The organism is Micromonospora tulbaghiae (assembly GCF_900091605.1).
In the GTDB taxonomy this organism is placed as follows: domain Bacteria; phylum Actinomycetota; class Actinomycetes; order Mycobacteriales; family Micromonosporaceae; genus Micromonospora; species Micromonospora tulbaghiae.
The window spans coordinates 269758-287921 of the sequence record NZ_FMCQ01000002.1; the positions used below are offsets into that span (position 1 = coordinate 269758).

At 74.9% G+C, this 18164-nt stretch carries 7 protein-coding genes; all 7 read left to right on the plus strand.

Annotated elements, in window-relative coordinates; translation table 11 throughout:
- The 7 genes from GA0070562_RS06315 (at position 1) to GA0070562_RS06345 (ending at position 18150) form a co-directional block, all read left to right on the plus strand.
- Entirely contained in the window at positions 1–15015 is a 15015-nt protein-coding gene (locus GA0070562_RS06315; protein ID WP_139135440.1) for a non-ribosomal peptide synthetase, read from the plus strand.
- Positions 15012–15254, plus strand: coding sequence for an MbtH family protein (locus GA0070562_RS06320; protein ID WP_091416763.1), 243 nt, complete (start codon positions 15012–15014; stop codon positions 15252–15254). The genes GA0070562_RS06315 and GA0070562_RS06320 overlap by 4 nt, the downstream gene beginning before the upstream one ends.
- A complete protein-coding gene (fabG, locus tag GA0070562_RS06325) occupies positions 15254–15994 on the plus strand; it encodes a 3-oxoacyl-[acyl-carrier-protein] reductase (protein WP_091416767.1) in 741 nt (246 codons plus the stop codon). The genes GA0070562_RS06320 and fabG overlap by 1 nt, the downstream gene beginning before the upstream one ends.
- A gap of 84 nt (positions 15995–16078) precedes the next feature.
- Positions 16079–16498, plus strand: coding sequence for a 3-hydroxyacyl-ACP dehydratase FabZ family protein (locus GA0070562_RS06330; protein ID WP_091416770.1), 420 nt, complete (start codon positions 16079–16081; stop codon positions 16496–16498).
- On the plus strand, positions 16491–16973 hold the full coding sequence (locus GA0070562_RS06335; protein ID WP_091416774.1) for a 3-hydroxyacyl-ACP dehydratase FabZ family protein: 483 nt from the start codon (positions 16491–16493) through the stop codon (positions 16971–16973). Before GA0070562_RS06330 ends, GA0070562_RS06335 begins: the two co-directional genes overlap by 8 nt.
- Before the next feature lie 27 nt (positions 16974–17000).
- Positions 17001–17258, plus strand: coding sequence for an acyl carrier protein (locus GA0070562_RS06340; protein WP_225853065.1), 258 nt, complete (start codon positions 17001–17003; stop codon positions 17256–17258).
- 76 nt (positions 17259–17334) lie between these two features.
- Complete coding sequence (locus GA0070562_RS06345) at positions 17335–18150, plus strand: alpha/beta fold hydrolase (RefSeq protein WP_175438664.1); 816 nt, start codon at positions 17335–17337, stop codon at positions 18148–18150.
- The last annotated feature ends 14 nt before the right edge of the window (positions 18151–18164 follow it).

Consider the following 18164-nt stretch of genomic DNA (forward strand, 5'->3'; position numbering starts at 1 on the left):
GTGAAGCAGTCGCGTGTCGAGGACATCCTGCCGCTGTCGCCGTTGCAGCAGGGCCTGCTGTTCCACGCGCTCTACGACGGGACGGCATCGGACCTCTACACGGTGCAGTTCGTGCTGGACCTGGCCGGTCCGGTCGACGGCGACCGGATGCGGGACGCCGTCGGCACGATCCTGGCCCGGCACGCCAACCTCCGGGTCGGCATCCGGCAGCGCCGCACCGGGGAATCGGTGGCGGTGGTGCCGCGCGAGGTCACGCCCGCCTGGCAGGAGCACGACCTGAGCGGCCATCCGGTGGCCGGACGCGAGGGTGAGGTGGCCCGGCTGCTCGCCGCCGACCGCGCCGCCGGTTTCGACCTGGCCCGGCCGCCGCTGCTGCGCGCCGCGCTGATCCGTACCGGGCCGGACCGGTCCCGGCTGGTGCTCACCAACCACCACGTGCTGCTCGACGGCTGGTCGATGCCGCTGCTGGCCAAGGAGTTGTTCGCGCACTACGTGGCCGGCGGACACGACCGGACGCTGCCGGCGGTCACCCCGTACCGCGAGTACCTGGGCTGGCTCGACCGGCAGGACCGGGACGCGGCCGAGCAGGCCTGGCGGGACGCGCTGGCCGGGCTGGCCGGCCCGACGCTGCTGGCGCCCGCCGACCCGGGCCGCCGGCCGACCACCCCGCGGCAGCTCACCGTGTCGCTGCCCGAGGAGTTGACCGGCGCGCTCACCGCCGCCACCCGCCGGCTCGGCGTCACGCTCAACACGGCCGTACAGGGCGCGTGGGCCCTGCTGCTCGGCGCGCTCACCGGCGACGACGACCTGGTCTTCGGCGCCACGGTGGCCGGCCGGCCACCGGAACTGCCCGGCGTGGAGTCGATGCTCGGCCTGTTCATCAACACGGTGCCGGTGCGGATCCGCCTCGACCCGGCCGAGTCCCTGGCTGCCCTGCTGGTGCGGGTGCAGGACGAGCAGGCGTCGCTGATGGCGCACCAGCACCTGGGCCTGGCCGACATCCGCCGGCTGGCCGGCTCCGGCGATCTGTTCGACACCCTGACGGTCTTCGAGAACTACCCGCTGGACCCGTCCGCGCTGGACCTGGGCGGCACGGGCCTGCGGGTCACGGCGGTCACCGGCCACGACGCCACCCACTACCCGCTCACCCTGGCCGTGCTGCCCGGCGAGCGGCTCACCCTCCGGCTGGACCACCGGGCGGACCTGCTGGACGAGCCGGCCACCCGCCGGATCGCCGACCGTCTGGTCCGCCTGCTCAGCACCGTCGTGGACGCGCCGCAGACCCCGGTGGCCACGCTCGACGTGCTCGACGACGTGGAACGCGCCGTCGTGCTCGGCACCTGGGCCACCGGCCCGGCCGCCGTGCCGCCGCGCACCTTCCCCGACCTGTTCGCCGCCCAGGTCGCCGCCCGCCCGGAGGCGCCGGCCCTGATCTGCGACGACGACACCATGTCGTACGCCGAGCTGGACGCGGTCGCCGACCGGCTGGCCCGGCTGCTGATCGCGCACGGCGTGGGCCCGGAGCGGACGGTGGCGCTGGTCCTGCCGCGCAGCCCGGAACTCGTCACCGCCGCGCTCGCGGTCAGCAAGGCCGGCGGTGCGTGGTTGCCCGTCGACCCCGACTACCCGTCGGACCGGATCGCGTTCATGCTCCGGGACGCCCGGCCGGTGCTGTTGGCCACGATGACCGGGATCGCGCTTCCCGACACCGGCGTGCCGCACCTGCGGCTGGACGAGCAGTCGACGGTCACCGACTGGTCGGCGCAGCCCGCGGGGCCGCTCACCGACGCCGAGCGCCTCGCCCCGCTGCGGACCGGACACCCGGCGTACGTCATCTACACCTCCGGCTCGACCGGCCGGCCGAAGGGCGTCGTCGTCACCCACGCCGGGCTGCCCAGCTTCACCCGCGCGGTCGTCACCGGTTTCGACGTCGACGAGAGCAGCCGGGTGCTCCAGTTCTCCTCGCCCAGCTTCGACGCGTCAGTTCTGGAACTGTGCGCGGCCTTCGGCGCCGGGGCGGCGCTCGTCGTGCCCTCCCCGGGGCCGCTGGTCGGTGACGACCTGGCGACGGTGCTGGTCGACCAGCGGGTGACACACGCGCTGATTCCGCCGGCCGCCCTGGCCGGCCTGCCGGACGTGGCCCCGCCGGTACTGCGCACCCTGGTGGTCGGGGGTGACGCCTGCGGCGAGGACCTGGTCGCCCGGTTCGCGCCCGGCCGGCGCATGGTCAACGCGTACGGTCCGACCGAGATCACCGTGGCCGCCACGCTCAGCGCGCCGCTGGTCCCCGGCGCCGGCGCCCCGCCGATCGGCACCCCGATCGCGGGCGCCAGGACCTACGTCCTCGACCGGTTCCTGCGTCCGGTTCCGCCCGGTGTGGCGGGGGAGCTGTACGTCGCCGGACCCGGCCTGGCCCGCGGCTACCTGGACCGGCCGGGGCTGACCGCCGACCGCTTCGTGGCGGACCCGTCCGGCGAGCCCGGCGGGCGCATGTACCGCACCGGCGATCTGGTCCGTTGGCGCTCCGACGGGGCGCTGGAATTCGTCGGCCGGGCCGACGCCCAGGTGAAGATCCGTGGTTTCCGCGTCGAGCCGGGCGAGATCGAGGCGGTGCTCGCCCGCCATCCGGCCGTGGCGCAGGTGACGGTCGTCGTCCGCGAGGACCAGCCGGGCGTACGGCGCCTGGTGGGCTACGTCGTGCCGGCTCCCGGCGCGCTTGTCGACGGGGTGGCGCTGCGCGCCCACGTCGGCGCCGAGCTGCCCGAGTACATGGTGCCGGCGGCGGTCGTCGGCCTGCCCGCGCTGCCGCTGACGCCCAGCGGGAAGCTGGACCGCCGCGCGTTGCCAGTACCCGGGTTCGGCTCCGGCGGTGGCGGGCGTACCCCGGCCACCGCCGGCGAGTCGCTGCTCGCCGGGCTCTTCGCCGAGGTGCTCGGCCTGGACGCGGTCGGTGTCGACGACAGCTTCTTCGACCTGGGCGGGGACAGCATCGTCTCGATCCAGCTGGTCAGCCGGGCCCGCAAGGCGGGCCTGTCGTTCACCCCCCGGGACGTCTTCGTGCACCGTACGGTGGCCGCGCTCGCCGGGGCCGCTGTCGTGGTCGACGCCACGGCGGTGGCCGACGACGACGGCACCGGGGAGGTGCCGCTGACACCGATCGTGCACTGGCTGCGCGAACGCGACGGGCCGGTCGACGGCTTCCACCAGTCCATGCTGGTGAACACGCCGGCCGGGCTGCGGTCGGACCACCTCGTCGCCGGCGTGCAGGCGGTGCTCGACCACCACGACGCGCTGCGGATGCGGCTGATCGTCGACGAGTCGGGTGAGTGGCGGCAGGTCGTCGGCGAGCGCGGCGCTGTGGCAGCCGCGGAACTGGTGACACGGGTCGACGCCGCCGGGCTCGACGCCGGCGCGCTGCGCGGGCTGGTCGAGGAGCAGGCGAAGACGGTCCAGGCCGGACTGGCCCCGGTCGCGGGACGGATGCTGCGGGCGATGTGGTTCGACCTCGGTCCGGACCGCCCCGGCCGGCTGCTGCTGGCCCTGCACCACCTGGTGGTCGACGGGGTCTCCTGGCGGATCCTGCTGCCCGACCTCGCCGCCGCCGTCCGGGCGGTGGCCGCCGGGCGTACCCCCGAGCTGGAGCCGGTGCGGGCCTCGCTGCGCCGATTCGCCGGCCGGCTCGCCGCCGAGGCGGCGCGGCCGGAACGGGTGGCCGAACTGGACGGCTGGCTGGCCCGGCTCGGCGATGCCGAGGCCCCGCTGGCCGACCGTCCGCTGGACCCGGCCCGGGACACGGTGGACAGCGGGCGGACGGTGACCGTCACGCTGCCCGCGGAGCGCACCGGGCCGCTGCTGACCCGGGTGCCGGCTGCCTTCCACGGCGCTGTCAACGACGTGCTGCTCACCGCGTTGACGCTGGCCGTCGGCCGGTGGCGACGGCGGCGCGGCGCGGCCGGGCGCACCGACCTGCTGATCGACCTGGAGGGGCACGGCCGCGAAGAGCTCGACGCGGGGCTGGACCTGTCCCGCACCGTCGGCTGGTTCACCAGCATGTACCCGGTCCGCCTGGACCCGGGGCCGCTCGATCTCGACGAGGCGTTCGCCGGCGGCGCGGCCGCCGGCCGGGCGGTGAAGCGGGTCAAGGAACAGCTGCGGGCGGTGCCGGACAACGGCATCGGGTACGGGCTGCTGCGGCACCTCAACACCGAGACCGCTCCCCGGCTGGCGGCGGCGCCCGCGGCCCAGATCGGTTTCAACTACCTCGGCCGGTTCCGGGCCGACGACCGCGGCGACGCGGACTGGGCGGTCGCCGCTGACGCCGAGGCGATCGGTGGCGGCGCGGACGGGGCCCTGGCGGTGCCGCACGCCGTCGAGGTCACCGCCGTCACCCGGGACCACGCCGATGGTCCGCACCTGGCCGCCACCTTCGCCTGGCCGCAGACCCTGCTCGCCGAGGCGGAGGTGCGGGCGCTCGCCGACGACTGGCTGGCCGCGCTGGAGGCCCTGGTCCGGCACGCCGCCACGCCGGGTGCCGGCGGGCACACCCCGTCGGACCTCCTGCTGCCGCTGTCCCAGGAGGAGATCGAGTCGATCGAGGCCGCCCGGCCGGACGCGACCGACCTGCTGCCGCTGTCCACCTTGCAGGAAGGCCTGCTCTTCCACGCCCTCTACGACGGGCCGGACCGTGACGTCTACACCGTGCAGCTCTGCTTCGACCTGGCCGGCGAACTCGACGGGGCGGCCCTGCGCGACGCCGCCGACGCGCTGCTGGCCCGCCACCCCAACCTGACGGCCGGATACCGGCAGCGTCCCAACGGCGAGTCGGTCCAGGTGCTGGCCGCCGGGCTGCGTGCCGGGTGGCGGGAACACGACCTGCGCGCGCTGACCGACGCGGCGCGGGCCGAGCGGGCCCGCGAGTTGCTCGTCGCCGACCGGGCCGAGGGCTTCGACCTGACGCGCCCACCGCTGCTGCGGTTCACCCTGCTGCGCCTCGGCGACACCACGCACCGGCTGGTGCTCACCAACCACCACATCCTGCTGGACGGATGGTCGGTGCCGACGCTGATGCGCGAGCTGCTGACCCTCTACGCCGGTGGCGGCCGGGAACTGCCCCGGGTGGCGCCGTACCGCGACTATCTGGCCTGGCTGGGCGCGCAGGACCGGACGGCCGCGGAGCACGCCTGGACCGACGCGCTCGCCGGCCTGGCCGAGCCCACCCTGCTCGTACCGGCCGACCCGGCCCGGGCGCCGCAACCGCCGGAGCGGCTCACCGTCGACCTCTCGACCGACCTGACCGCCGCGTTGCGGGCGCAGACCCGCCGCCACGGGATCACCCTGAACACGATCCTGCAGGGCGTCTGGGGCGTGCTGCTCGGCGCGGTCACCGGCCGGCAGGACGTCGTCTTCGGCGGCACCGTCGCCGGCCGCCCTCCGGAGATCCCGGGCGTGGAGACCATGGTGGGCCTGTTCATCAACACCCTGCCGGTGCGGTTGCGGCTGGACCCGGCCGAGCCGTTCGTGGGGCTGCTGTCCCGCCTGCAGGACGGGCAGTCCGCGCTGATGGCCCACCAGCACCTTCCGCTGACCGAGGTGCAGCGGCTGGCCGGGCACGCCGAGCTGTTCGACACCCTCGTGGTGTTCGAGAACTACCCGCTGGACCCGAAGCTGCTCAGCCTGCCCGGCTCCGGTCTGCGGCTGACCGGGGTGTCCGGCCGGGATGCCACCCACTATCCGCTGACCGTCACCGCGATCCCCGGGGAGCGGCTCCGCCTGCACCTGGACCACCGCGCCGACCTCATCCCCGCCGAGGCCGCGCGGCGTCTCGCCGATCGGCTGCTCGGGCTGCTCGGTGCGGTGGCCGTCGACGCCGACACGCCGGTGGGCCGGCTGGACGTGCTGACCGCCGCGGAGCGGCACCTGGTTCTGGCCGAGTGGAAGGACAGCGGGCAGCCCGAGCCGGAGTCGGCAGGCGGGGTGGCCGGCCGGTTCGCCGCGCAGGCCGCCCGTACCCCGGACCAGGTGGCCGTCCGCACCGTCGACGGCGCCGGCCTGACCTACCGTGACCTGGACGCCCGGGCGAACCGGCTGGCCCGGCACCTGGTCGCGCTCGGTGTCGGGGTCGAGGACCGGGTGGCCCTGCTCCAGGAACGCTCGGTCGACCAGGTCGTGTCGGTGCTGGCGATCCTCAAGGCGGGTGCCGCGTACGTGCCGCTGGACCCGCGCTACCCGGCGCACCGGCTGACCCACATCGCCGGCGACACCGGCAGCTCGGTCCTGCTCACCGACCGCGCGATGGCGCATGTGCGGTTCGACCACGGCATGACGGCGGTGACGGTCGACGACGAGACCACCGCCGCCGAGATCGCCGCCCGGCCGGACGCCGACCCGGACCGGCCGGCCCATCCCCGGCAGCTCGCCTACGTCATGTACACGTCGGGTTCCACCGGCACCCCCAAGGGCGTGATGGTCACCCACCACGACGTGGTGAGCCTCGCCGGGGACCGCTGCTGGCGTACCGACCGGCAGCGCCGCGTCCTGCTGCACTCGCCGCTGGCCTTCGACGCCTCGACGTACGAGCTGTGGGTGCCGTTGCTCAGCGGCGGCCTGCTGGTCGTCGCGCCGCCCGGCGACCTGACCATGGACGATCTGCGGGCGGTCCTGTCCGGCGGCGCGGTCAGCGCGCTCTGGCTGACCGCCGGGCTGTTCCGGCTGCTGGCCGAGGAGGCCCCGGAGGCGTTCGCCCGGGTGCAGGAGGTCTGGACCGGTGGCGACGTGGTGCCCGCACCGATGGTGCGTCGGGTGCTGGCCGCCTGTCCCGGCCTGGTGGTCGGTGACGGCTACGGCCCGACCGAGACCACCACCTTCGCCTCCCACCACCTGATGCGCGCGGTGGCCGAGGTGCCCGACTCGGTGCCGATCGGGCGGCCGCTGGACAACATGCGGCTGTACGTGCTCGACGACTTCCTGCGTCCCACGCCGCCCGGGACGGCCGGTGAGCTGTACGTCGCCGGAGCCGGACTGTCCCGGGGCTACCTGAACCGGCCCCGGCTGACCGCGCAACGGTATCTGGCCGACCCGTTCGGCCCGGCCGGGGAGCGGATGTATCGCACCGGCGACGTGGTGCGCCGGCGCCCCGACGGCGCACTGGAGTTCGTCGGCCGCGCCGACGAACAGGTCAAGATCCGCGGCTTCCGGATCGAACTCGGCGAGATCGAGGCGGTGCTGGCCCGCGAACCCGGCCTGGGCCAGGTCGCCGTGGTGGTGCGCGAGGACCGCCCCGGCGACAAGCGGCTCGTCGCGTACGTCGTGCCGGCCGCCGACGCACCCACCCCCGAGGCGGAGACGCTGCGCGCCCGAGCCGCCACGGTGCTGCCCGAGTACATGGTCCCGGCCGCGGTGGTGACGCTCGACGCCCTGCCGCTGACCGGCAACGGCAAGGTGGACCGGCGGGCCCTCCCGGCACCCGACTACACGGCCGGCTCCACTCGCCGGGCGCCGCGCACCCGGCAGGAGGAGACGCTCTGCGCGCTCTTCGCCGACGTGCTCGGCCTGACCGAGGTCGGCATCGAGGACAACTTCTTCGCGCTCGGCGGCCACTCGCTGCTGGCCACCCGCCTGGTCAGCCGGATCCGCACCGCGCTGGGCGCGGAACTGGCCATCCGGGATCTGTTCGAGTCGCCCACCGTGGCGGGCCTGGCCGAGCGCCTCGGCGGGGCGAAGGCGGCCCGGCAGGCGCTCACGCCGATGCCCCGCCCGGACCGTATCCCGCTGTCCTACGCGCAGAACCGGCTCTGGTTCATCAACCGGCTCTCCGGCGCCGACTCCCCGTACAAGATCCCCATCCTGCTGCGGCTGACCGGTGAGCTGGACGTGGCAGCCCTCCGCGCCGCGCTGCGCGACGTGATCGCCCGCCACGAGAGCCTGCGCACCGTCTACCCCGACGTCGACGGCGACCCGTACCAGGTGGTCCTCGACCCGGACGCGGCCTGCCCGGAGGTCACCGCCGAGCCGGCCGACCCGGACCGGTTGCGTGAACTTCTGCTCGCGGAGACCGCGCGCGGCTTCGACCTGGGCGTGGACCCGCCGCTGCGGGCCCGGCTCTTCGCCCTCGGCGACGGGGAGCACCGCCTGCTGCTGGTGCTGCACCACATCGCCGGTGACGGCTGGTCGATGGCGCCGCTGGGCCGGGACTTCTCCACCGCGTACGCCGCCCGCGTCGCCGGCCGCGAGCCGGAGTTCGGCCCGCTGCCGGTGCAGTACGCCGACTACGCCATCTGGCAGCGGGCGGTGCTCGGCGACGAGTCCGACCCGGGCAGCGCGATCGCCGAGCAGGTGCGGTTCTGGCGCGACGCCCTGGCCGGCGTCCCGGAGGAGCTGACGCTGCCTGCCGACCGGCCGCGCCCGCCGGTCGCCACCCACCAGGGCGGCATGCTGAGCTTCGTCGTCGAACCGGCGTTGCACGAGCGGCTCGACGCGCTCGCCCACGCCACCGGGGCGAGCCTGTTCATGGTCTTCCAGGCGGCCCTGGCGGCCCTGCTCACCCGGCTGGGCGCCGGCACCGACGTGCCGATCGGCAGCCCGATCGCCGGGCGTACCGACGAGGCCCTCGACGACCTGGTCGGCATGTTCGTCAACACGCTGGTGCTGCGTACCGACACCGCCGGCAATCCGACCTTCCGGGAGCTGCTCGACCGGGTCCGCACCGCCGACCTGGCCGCCTACTCCCATCAGGACACTCCGTTCGAGCGGCTGGTGGAGATCCTCAACCCGCCCCGGTCGATGGCCCGCAACCCGCTGTTCCAGGTCATGGTGGTCCTGCAGAACAACGCCACAGTGGAACTGGACCTGCCGGGGCTGCGGGTCACCGTGGACCAGGTCGGCGCGCACGCCGCCCAGTTCGACCTGTCGATCGACCTCACCGAACGGCCGGGCGCGAACGGCGGCATCGACGGGCGGCTGGACTACAGCGCCGACCTGTTCGACGACGCGACCGCCCAGCGGATCCTCGCCGGACTCATCCGCATGCTGGAGGCGGCGGTGGCCACCCCCGACGCGCCGATCGGCGTCGTCGACGTGGTCGGGCGGGACGAACGGCGGCTCGTGCTCGACGACTGGAACGTCACCGGGCGGCCGCTGCCCGACGAGGACACGGTGGCGCTGATCCGGGCGGTCGCCGCCACCCGACCCGACGCGGTGGCGGTGACCGACCCCCGGCAGACCGTCACCTACGCCGGGCTGCTCGCCCGCGCCGACGCCCTCGCCGCGCGGCTGCGCGCCGCCGGTGCCGGGCGGGGCGCGCTCGTCGCGTTGCTGACCGACCGGGGCGTGAACGCCGTCACCGGCGTGCTGGCCGCGCTCACCGCCGACGGCGCCTATCTGCCGCTGGACCCGCGCTCGCCGGTGGCGCGCAACGCCGACCTGCTGGCCGGCAGCGGCAGCCGGTGGCTGCTGGTGGACCCCGCGTACGAGGCGGCGGCGGCCGAGGTGGTGGCCCGCGCCGGGGTGCCGATCACCGTGCTGCCGTTGGCGGGTACCGGTCCGGTGACGCCGCCGGCGCCACTGACGGCCGGCCCGGACGACCTCGCGTACGTCATCTTCACCTCCGGTTCCACCGGCCGCCCGAAGGGCGCCATGGTGCACCGGCAGGGGATGCTCAACCACCTGCTGGCCAAGGTGGAGGACCTGGATCTCACCGCCGGCGACGTCGTCGTGCAGAACGCCGCGCTCACCTTCGACGTGTCGGTGTGGCAGATGCTCGCCTCGCTGCTCACCGGCGGCGCGGTGGACGTCGTCGACGACGAGACGGCGCTGGACCCCGGCGCGCTGTTCGGCCGGGCGGACGCCCACCGGGTGACCGTCCTGGAGGTGGTGCCGTCGCTGCTGCGCACCGCGCTGGACGCGTGGGACGCCGGCGCGCCGCCGCCGCGACTGCCGGCACTGCGCTGGCTGCTGGTGACCGGCGAGGCGCTGCCACCGCAGCTGTGCCACAGGTGGCTCGCCCGCTACCCCTCCGTCCCGCTGCTCAACGCGTACGGGCCGACGGAGTGCTCGGACGACGTCACCCACGCGGTCGTCACGGTGCCGGCCGACGCCGCGGGTGACCGGGTGCCGATCGGCCGCGCGGTGCGCAACACCCGGCTGTACGTGCTGGACGCGAACCTCCAGCCGGTGCCCCCCGGCGTGCCGGGCGAACTCTGCGTCGGCGGCGTCGGGGTCGGCCGGGGCTATCTGGGCGACCCGGCGCGCACCGCCGCCGTCTTCGTCGCCGACCCGTTCTCCGGCCGGCCCGGCGCCCGGCTCTACCGCACCGGCGACCGGGTCCGCCACCGCGCGGACGGCCAGTTGGAGTTCCTCGGCCGCGCCGACGACCAGGTCAAGATCCGTGGACAGCGGATCGAGCTGGGCGAGGTGGAGGCGGCGCTGCGCGGCGCCCCCGGGGTGACCGCCGCGACGGTGGCGGTGAACACCGACCCGGCCGGCACGAACCGGCTCGTCGGCTACGTGGTCGGCGACGCCGCACCGGAGACGGTGCGCGAGCACGTCGCCGGCCGGCTGCCGGACGCGATGGTCCCCTCGGCGGTGCTCGTCCTGGACGCGCTACCGCTGAGCGCCAACGGCAAGGTCGACCGCCGGGCGCTGCCCACGCTGGACTTCTCCACGGGCGGCGCGGGCCGGGCCGCCCGCACGCCGCAGGAGGAACTGCTCTGCGGGGTCTTCGCCGAGGTGCTCGGCGCCGCCCGGGTGGGTGTGGACGACGACTTCTTCGCCCTCGGTGGCCACTCGCTGCTGGCCACCCGGATCGTCAACCGGGTCCGTACGGTCTTCGGCGTGGAACTGCCGGTCCGGTCGGTCTTCGAGACCCCGACCGTCGCCGGCCTCGCCGCCCGGCTGCTGGCCGGGCAGGACAGCCGTCCGCCGCTGCGCCCGGCCCCGCGCCCGCCGCTGGTGCCGGTGTCGTACGCGCAGCGCAGGCTGTGGTTCCTCAACCGATTCGACGCCTCCGACGTCAGCTACAACGTGCCGCTGGCGCTGCGCCTCGACGGCGAGCTGGACGGAGGCGCGCTGCGTGCCGCGCTGGCCGACGTCACCGCCCGGCACGAGACACTGCGCAGCGTCTTCGTCGAGGTCGACGGCGAGCCGTACCAGCGGATCCTCGACCCGGCGGCAGCCGTGCCGGCGCTGGCGGAGCGGGACGTGACCGCCGGTGAGCTGCCGGCCGTGCTGGCCGCGGCGATCGGGCACCGGTTCGACCTGGCCGGTGAGCCGCCGCTGCGCGCGCACCTGTTCCGCCTCGCCACGGACAGCCACGTCCTGCTGCTGCTGATGCACCACATCGCCAGCGACGGGCAGTCGGCCGGACCGCTGTCGGCGGACCTCGCCGCCGCGTACACGGCGCGCCGGGCCGGACGCGCGCCGGAGTTCACCCCGCTGCCGTTGCAGTACGCGGACTTCGCGATCTGGCAGCGGCAGGCCCTCGGCGACCAGGCCGACCCGGCGAGCCTGGCCGGCCGGCAGACCGCCTACTGGGCCGGCGCCCTGGCCGGCCTGCCCGAGCAGCTCGAGCTGCCGGTGGACCGGCCCCGGCCGGCGGTCTCCTCCCGCCGGGGCGGCAGCGTCACCTTCGAGGTGCCGGCCGAGCTGCACGGCCGGCTGACCGGCCTGGCCCGGGACCGGCAGGCGAGCCTGTTCATGGTCGCGCAGACCGCGCTGGCCGCGCTGCTGACCCGCCTCGGGGCGGGGGAGGACATCCCGCTGGGCACGCCGGTCGCGGGCCGGGTCGACGAGGCCCTCGACGGGCTGGTCGGCTTCTTCGTCAACACGCTGGTGCTGCGGGCCGACACCGCCGGTGACCCGAGCTTCGCCGAACTGCTGGACCGGGTCCGCGCCACCGACCTGGCCGCGTACGCGAACGCGGACGTGCCGTTCGAGCGGCTGGTCGAGGTGCTGAACCCGGCCCGGTCGGTGGCCCGGCATCCGCTGTTCCAGGTGGTGCTGGCGGTGCACAACCACGCCCGGCTCGACGTGGCGCTGCCCGGGCTGGCCGTGTCCGCCCTGACCGCGGGCACCGGCGGGGCGAAGTTCGACCTGAACGTCAGTCTCGCCGAACGGGCCGACGCCGACGACGCGCCGGCCGGCCTGTCCGGCCGGATCGAGTACAGCGCCGACCTGTTCGACCACGCCACGGTCGAGCGGATCGCCGCGCGGTTCCAGGCCGTACTCGACGCGCTGGCCACCGACCCGGAGCAGCCGATCGGCGCGGTGGACCTGCTCACCGAGCAGGAACGCCGGCAGGTGCTGGTGACGTGGAACGACACGGCAGCGCCGGTGCCGGCGGCGACCCTGCCGGAGCTGTTCGCCGCGCAGGTCGCCCGTACGCCGCACGCCCCGGCCCTGGTCGACGCCGACACCGAGCTGACCTACGCCGAACTGGACGAGCAGACCGACCGGCTGGCCCGGCTGCTGGTGGCGCACGGCGTGGGACCGGAGCGGTTCGTCGCGGTGGCGCTGCCCCGCTCCGCCCGGCTGGTCGGCTGGCTGCTCGCGGTGCTCAAGGCCGGCGGCGCGTACGTGCCCGTCGACCCGGGCTACCCGGCGGACCGGATCGCCTTCATGCTCGCCGACACCGTACCGGCGCTGCTGCTCACCGACGCGGCCACGGCGACCGCCCTGCCGGCCGGGCGGGCCGGCGACGTGCCGCGGCTGCTGGTGGATCAGGTGGAGCCCGACGGTGTCGCCGCCGAGCCGTCGCCCGGCACCGGCCGCGCCGCCCCGCGGCCGCACAACCCGGCGTACGTCATCTACACCTCCGGCTCGACCGGGCGGCCCAAGGGGGTGGTGATCGAGCACCGCTCGCTCACCGACTACCTCACCTTCGCCGGGGGCGGCTACCGGGGCGTTCGCGGCAGCGTGCTGCTGCACTCGTCGGTGTCGTTCGACCTGAGCGTGACCGGCATGTGGGTGCCGCTCACCGTCGGCGGCACCGTGCACGTCGCCGGCCTGGACGACGATCCGGCCACCCGGCGGCGGCTGGCCCGGCACGCCTGCACGTTCCTCAAGGCCACTCCCAGCCACCTGCCGTTGCTGGCCGCGCTGCCCGACGACTACGCGCCGACCGACGAACTGCTGCTCGGCGGGGAGTTGCTGCTCGGCGAGGTGGTCGACGACTGGCGCAAGCGGCATCCCGGGGTGGCCGTCTACAACATGTACGGCCCGACCGAGACCACTGTGAACTGCACCGAGTACCGGATCGAGCCGGGCCGGCAGGTGCCGCCGGGGCCGCTGCCGATCGGCGGGCCGCTGGCGAACACCCGCCTGTACGTGCTCGACGCCCGGCTGCGTCCGGTGCCGCCCGGCGTACCGGGCGAGCTGTACGTGGCCGGTGGCGGCCTGGCCCGCGGGTATCTGGCCCGGCCGGGCCAGACGTCGGGCCGGTTCGTGGCCGATCCGTTCGGCCCTCCCGGCACCCGGATGTACCGCACGGGTGACGTGGTGCGCTGGACCGACACCGGCCAGCTGATGTTCCTGCGGCGGGTCGACGACCAGGTCAAGCTGCGCGGCTTCCGCATCGAACTGGGCGAGATCGAGGCGCTGCTGACCGCCTCCGACGAGGTCGCCCGGTGCGCGGCGGTCGTCCGCGAGGACCGCCCCGGCGACCAGCGGCTGGTCGCGTACGTGGTGCCGGCCCCGGGCGCGTCGCCGCAGCCGGCCGCGCTGCGGGCGCTGGTGGCCGCGGCGATGCCCGAGTACATGGTGCCCGCGGCCGTGGTGGTCCTCGACGACCTGCCGCTGACCCCGAACGGGAAGCTCAACCGGGGCGCACTGCCGGTGCCGGACACGACCGACACCGGCGCGGGAGCCCACCGGCGCGGCCCGCGCAGCCATCGCGAGCGGGTGTTGTGCGGCCTGTTCGCCGAGGTGCTCGGCGTGTCCGAGGTGGGCATCGACGACGGCTTCTTCGACCTGGGCGGGCACTCGCTGCTGGCCAGCCGGCTGATCAGCCGGGTACGCGCCACCTTCGGGGTGGACCTGGCGCTGCGTACGCTGTTCGAGGCGCCCTCGGTGGCCGAGCTGACCGACCGGCTGGACACCGGCGACGACGGCCGGGGCGCGTTCGAGGTGCTGTTGCCGCTGCGCCGCCACGGCGCCCGGCCGCCGCTGTTCTGCATCCACCCGGCAAGCGGATTCAGCTGGTCCTACTCCGGCCTCATGGGGCACCTCACCGACCGCCCGATCTACGGGCTCCAGTCCGCCGGCCTGGCCGGGCAGGAGGACCTGCCGGACAGTGTCGGGCGGGTCGCCGAGGACTACCTGGCCCGAATCCGCGAGGTCCAGCCCACCGGCCCGTACCACCTGCTCGGCTGGTCGTTCGGCGGGTTGGTCGCACACGAGATCGCGGCCCGGCTGCGTGCGCGGGGGGAGCGGGTGGCACTGCTGGCGATGCTGGACGCGTTCCCGAAGACCGAGGCGGAGCGGGCCGACGGGGGCACGCTGAACCGCGCGGAGTTCCTCGCCGGGATGCTTCAGCTCGCCGGCTACCCGGCCGACGCCGACGGTGCGCCGGCCGGCGAGGAGCAGGTGGCCGAGCTGCTCAACCGCAACGAGGGCGTGCTCGGCCGGCTGGAGGCGCGACACCTCACCGCGCTGTACGAGGTGTTCGCCAACAACACCCGGCTGGCCCGTGAGCACCGGCCGGGGCACGTGGACCTCGACGCGCTGCTGTTCGTGGCCACCCGGGACCGGGCGCCCAGCCTGGACCCGGTGGCCGCGTGGCGACCGCACCTGTCGGGCGTGCGCACGCACGACGTCGACTGCCGGCACAACGACATGACCCAGCCGGAGCCGTTGGCCGCCGTCGGCCGGGTGCTCGCCGACCGCCTCGCGGCGATCGACGCCGAGGCCGACCGGCACGCCGCCGACGACACGCACGCCGGGACCGGCGGGCATGCCGCCGCCGCCGCCGGCGACCAGACCACCGCCGGCGTCCGCGCCGGCGCCGACCCCGAGGGGGACAGATGAGCAGCAACCCGTTCGAGAACGAAGAGGGGCGGTATCTGGTGCTGGTGAACGACGAGGGGCAGCACTCGCTGTGGCCGTCGTTCGTGCCGGTGCCGGAGGGATGGCAGGTCAGCTTCGGCGAGGACAGTCGGCAGGCCTGCCTCGATCACGTCGAGCGCGAGTGGACGGACATGCGGCCGAAGAGCCTGGTCGCGGCGATGGCCGCGGACGGCGCCGAGCGCGCGGAGCCGGGGGAGTAGTGGTGGAGCAACGCACCGCGCTCGTCACCGGAGGCTCCCGCGGCATCGGCCGCGCCGTCGCGCTGCGGCTGGCCGAGGACGGGTACGACGTGGCGTTCTGCTACCGCGCGGGCGGCGACGCGGCAGCGGAGACCGCCGACGGGATCAAGCAGCGGGGGGTGCGGTGCTTCCACGCCGCCTGCGACGTGGCCGACCCGGACGCGGTGAGCGAGTTCGTCGCCGCCGCCGAGGCGGAGCTCGGGCCGGTACGGACGCTTGTCAACAGCGCCGGCATCATCCGGGACAGTCCGCTCGTGCTGATGCCGTTCGACGACTGGCAGGCGGTGCTCGGCACCAACCTCACCGGCACGTTCAACTTCTGCCGCAGCGTCGCGTTCGGCTTCATGAAGCGCAAGCTCGGCACGGTGGTCAACGTGTCGTCGGTCGCCGGCGTGTACGGCAACGCCGCCCAGGCCAACTACTCGGCCAGCAAGGGCGGGATCAACTCGCTGAGCCGGGCGATGGCCAAGGAGCTGGGCCCGTACGGCATCCGGGTGAACGTGGTGGCGCCCGGGTTCATCGAGACGGACATGACCGCCGGGCTGACCGAGAAGGCCAGGGCGAAGGCCACCGGCATGATCCCGCTGCGCCGGCTCGGACAGCCGGCCGACGTGGCGGACCTGGTGTCCTTCCTGGCCTCCGACCGCGCCGCCTACATCACCGGCCAGGTGCTCCAGGTCGACGGCGGAATCGTGCTCTGAGGCCCGAGCCGGCCCTGAGTCGGCCCTGAGCCGGTCTCGAGCCGGCGCGGATGGAATACCCGTAGCGGATCGCGAAGGAGAGCCATGAGCCGCAGTTTCGCCGTGCCACTGGACGCGGTCGACGAGGTGCAGGTGCACGCCGACGGGGTGACCGCGGTCAAGCGGATCGTGGCCGACGACCCGTACCTGGTGGGTCACTACCCCGGTTTCCCCATCTACCCGGGCGTGTTCACGGTGGAGACCGTGCACCAGGCGGCCCGGCGGGCCGTCGAGGCCGGCCGGGGCCCGGGGGTGCGGGTCGAGCTGGCCGCGGTGCGGTCGGTCCGGTTCCGGGCGCCCCTGCTGCCGGGGGACGTCCTGACGGCAGCGTGCCGTCTGCGGGAGGACCCGGACGGCGGGCAGCGGGTGCGGGTGGACGCCGACTGCCGTCGCCACGACGGCGAGGTCACCGCGAAGGTGAGCCTGGAGCTGCTGGTCCTGTCGCAGGAGCCGGCCGATGCTTGAGTACGCCGAGCTCACCGCGATCCTGCCGCACCGGCACCCGATCCTGCAGATCGACCGGGTCCTGGAGGTCGAGCCGGGCCGGCGCATCGTCGCGGTCAAGGCCGTCACCGGCACCGAGCCCTGCTTCGCCGGCCTCACCGACGGCCTGCCGGCGAGCGCGTACGCGTTCCCGCCGGCGCTGATCGTGGAGTCGCTCGGGCAGGCCGGGGCGGCGCTCTGGGTGCTCTCCGCGCGGGCCGGCGGCGACGAACCCCGGGGCACCCTGGTCTTCGGCGCGGCCCGCGACTTCCGGTTCGCCGGCGCGGCGTACCCGGGCGACGTCATGCGCCACGAGGTGGTGGTGGAGTCGCTGAAACCGAACAGCGCGGTCATGCGCGGCGAGACCTGGGTCGGTGACCGGCGCATCGCCGTCGTCGGCTCGATGCTCGCGGTCGCCCGGCCGGAATCCGAACTGGCCGCCGGACCGACCGACTGAGCCAACCGACACACGAAGGGAAGACAGATGACCCAGGTCATGAGTGACCGGATGAACGAGCTGCGCGAGGTCGTCGCCGAGGTGCTCGAGGTCGAGCCCGAGGAGATCACCGAGACCAGCCACTTCGTCGACGACCACGACGCGGACTCGCTGCGCGCCATCGAGATCCTCGCGCGTCTGGAGAAGATGTACAAGATCGAGATCCCGCAGACCGAACTGCCCCGGATGGAGAACCTCCGGGCGGTGCACGACGTCGTCAAGCAGTACGCCGGCTGGCAGGACTGATCCGACTCGACCCCTGTCCCGCCGCGGGCGCCGCCGCATGTCGGCCCCGCGGCGGACGGCCGCCCGGAGGTGCGCCGTGACCTGGTACCCCGTCGGCGAGACCGAATACGACGGCGAACGCCTCGCCGTGCACCGCGGTGCGGGCGGCGGACCCGCGCTCGTGTTCGTGCACGGCCTCGAGGACTCCTGGCAGACCTGGCGGCCGTTCGCGAACGAGCTGACCGCCGGCTCGCGGTGGACTCCCTACGCCCTGGACCTGCCCTGGCGGGCCGGTGCCGACTACGGCTGGGTGCACCGCACCGGACCGTCCGTGCTGCTACGGCGCGCACTGGAGTTGCTGCCCCAGCCGCCCGCCGTGCTCGTCGGGCACTCGTTCGGTGCGAACGGGGTGCTGGAACTGCTCGCCGCGACGGACCGGCCACCGGTGGCCGGCGCGGTCCTGCTCGCCCCGTACTTCCGGCCCTCCGACGACCCGGTCACCTGGCAGCTCTTCGAGCGCGAGCTGGCCCGGTTCCGCGGCGTGATCGGCGAGGGGGTGCGCCGCCGGATGGGAGAGCGGGGGCGGACACTCCCGACGGACCTGGTCGGCACGGTCGTCGCCAAGGCACTCGACCGGGTGGGCCCGCTGGGCTTCGTGGCGCTGCTCCGCCAGTTCGTCACCACCGCCGACCTCGACCTGAGCGCGGTCCGCGAGCCCACGCTGGTGGTCAGCGGAGCGCTCGACCCGGCCCTCGCCGGACCCCGCGCCGACGCGCTGCTACGGGCCATGCCGTCGGCCACCGCCCACACCCGACCCGACGGCGGTCACTTCTGCCATCTGGAGCAGGTGACCGAGGTCGCCGGCGAGGTCCGGCGGTTCCTCGCGACGCTGCCCGTACCCACCCTGGTCTGATCACGAGGAGCGAC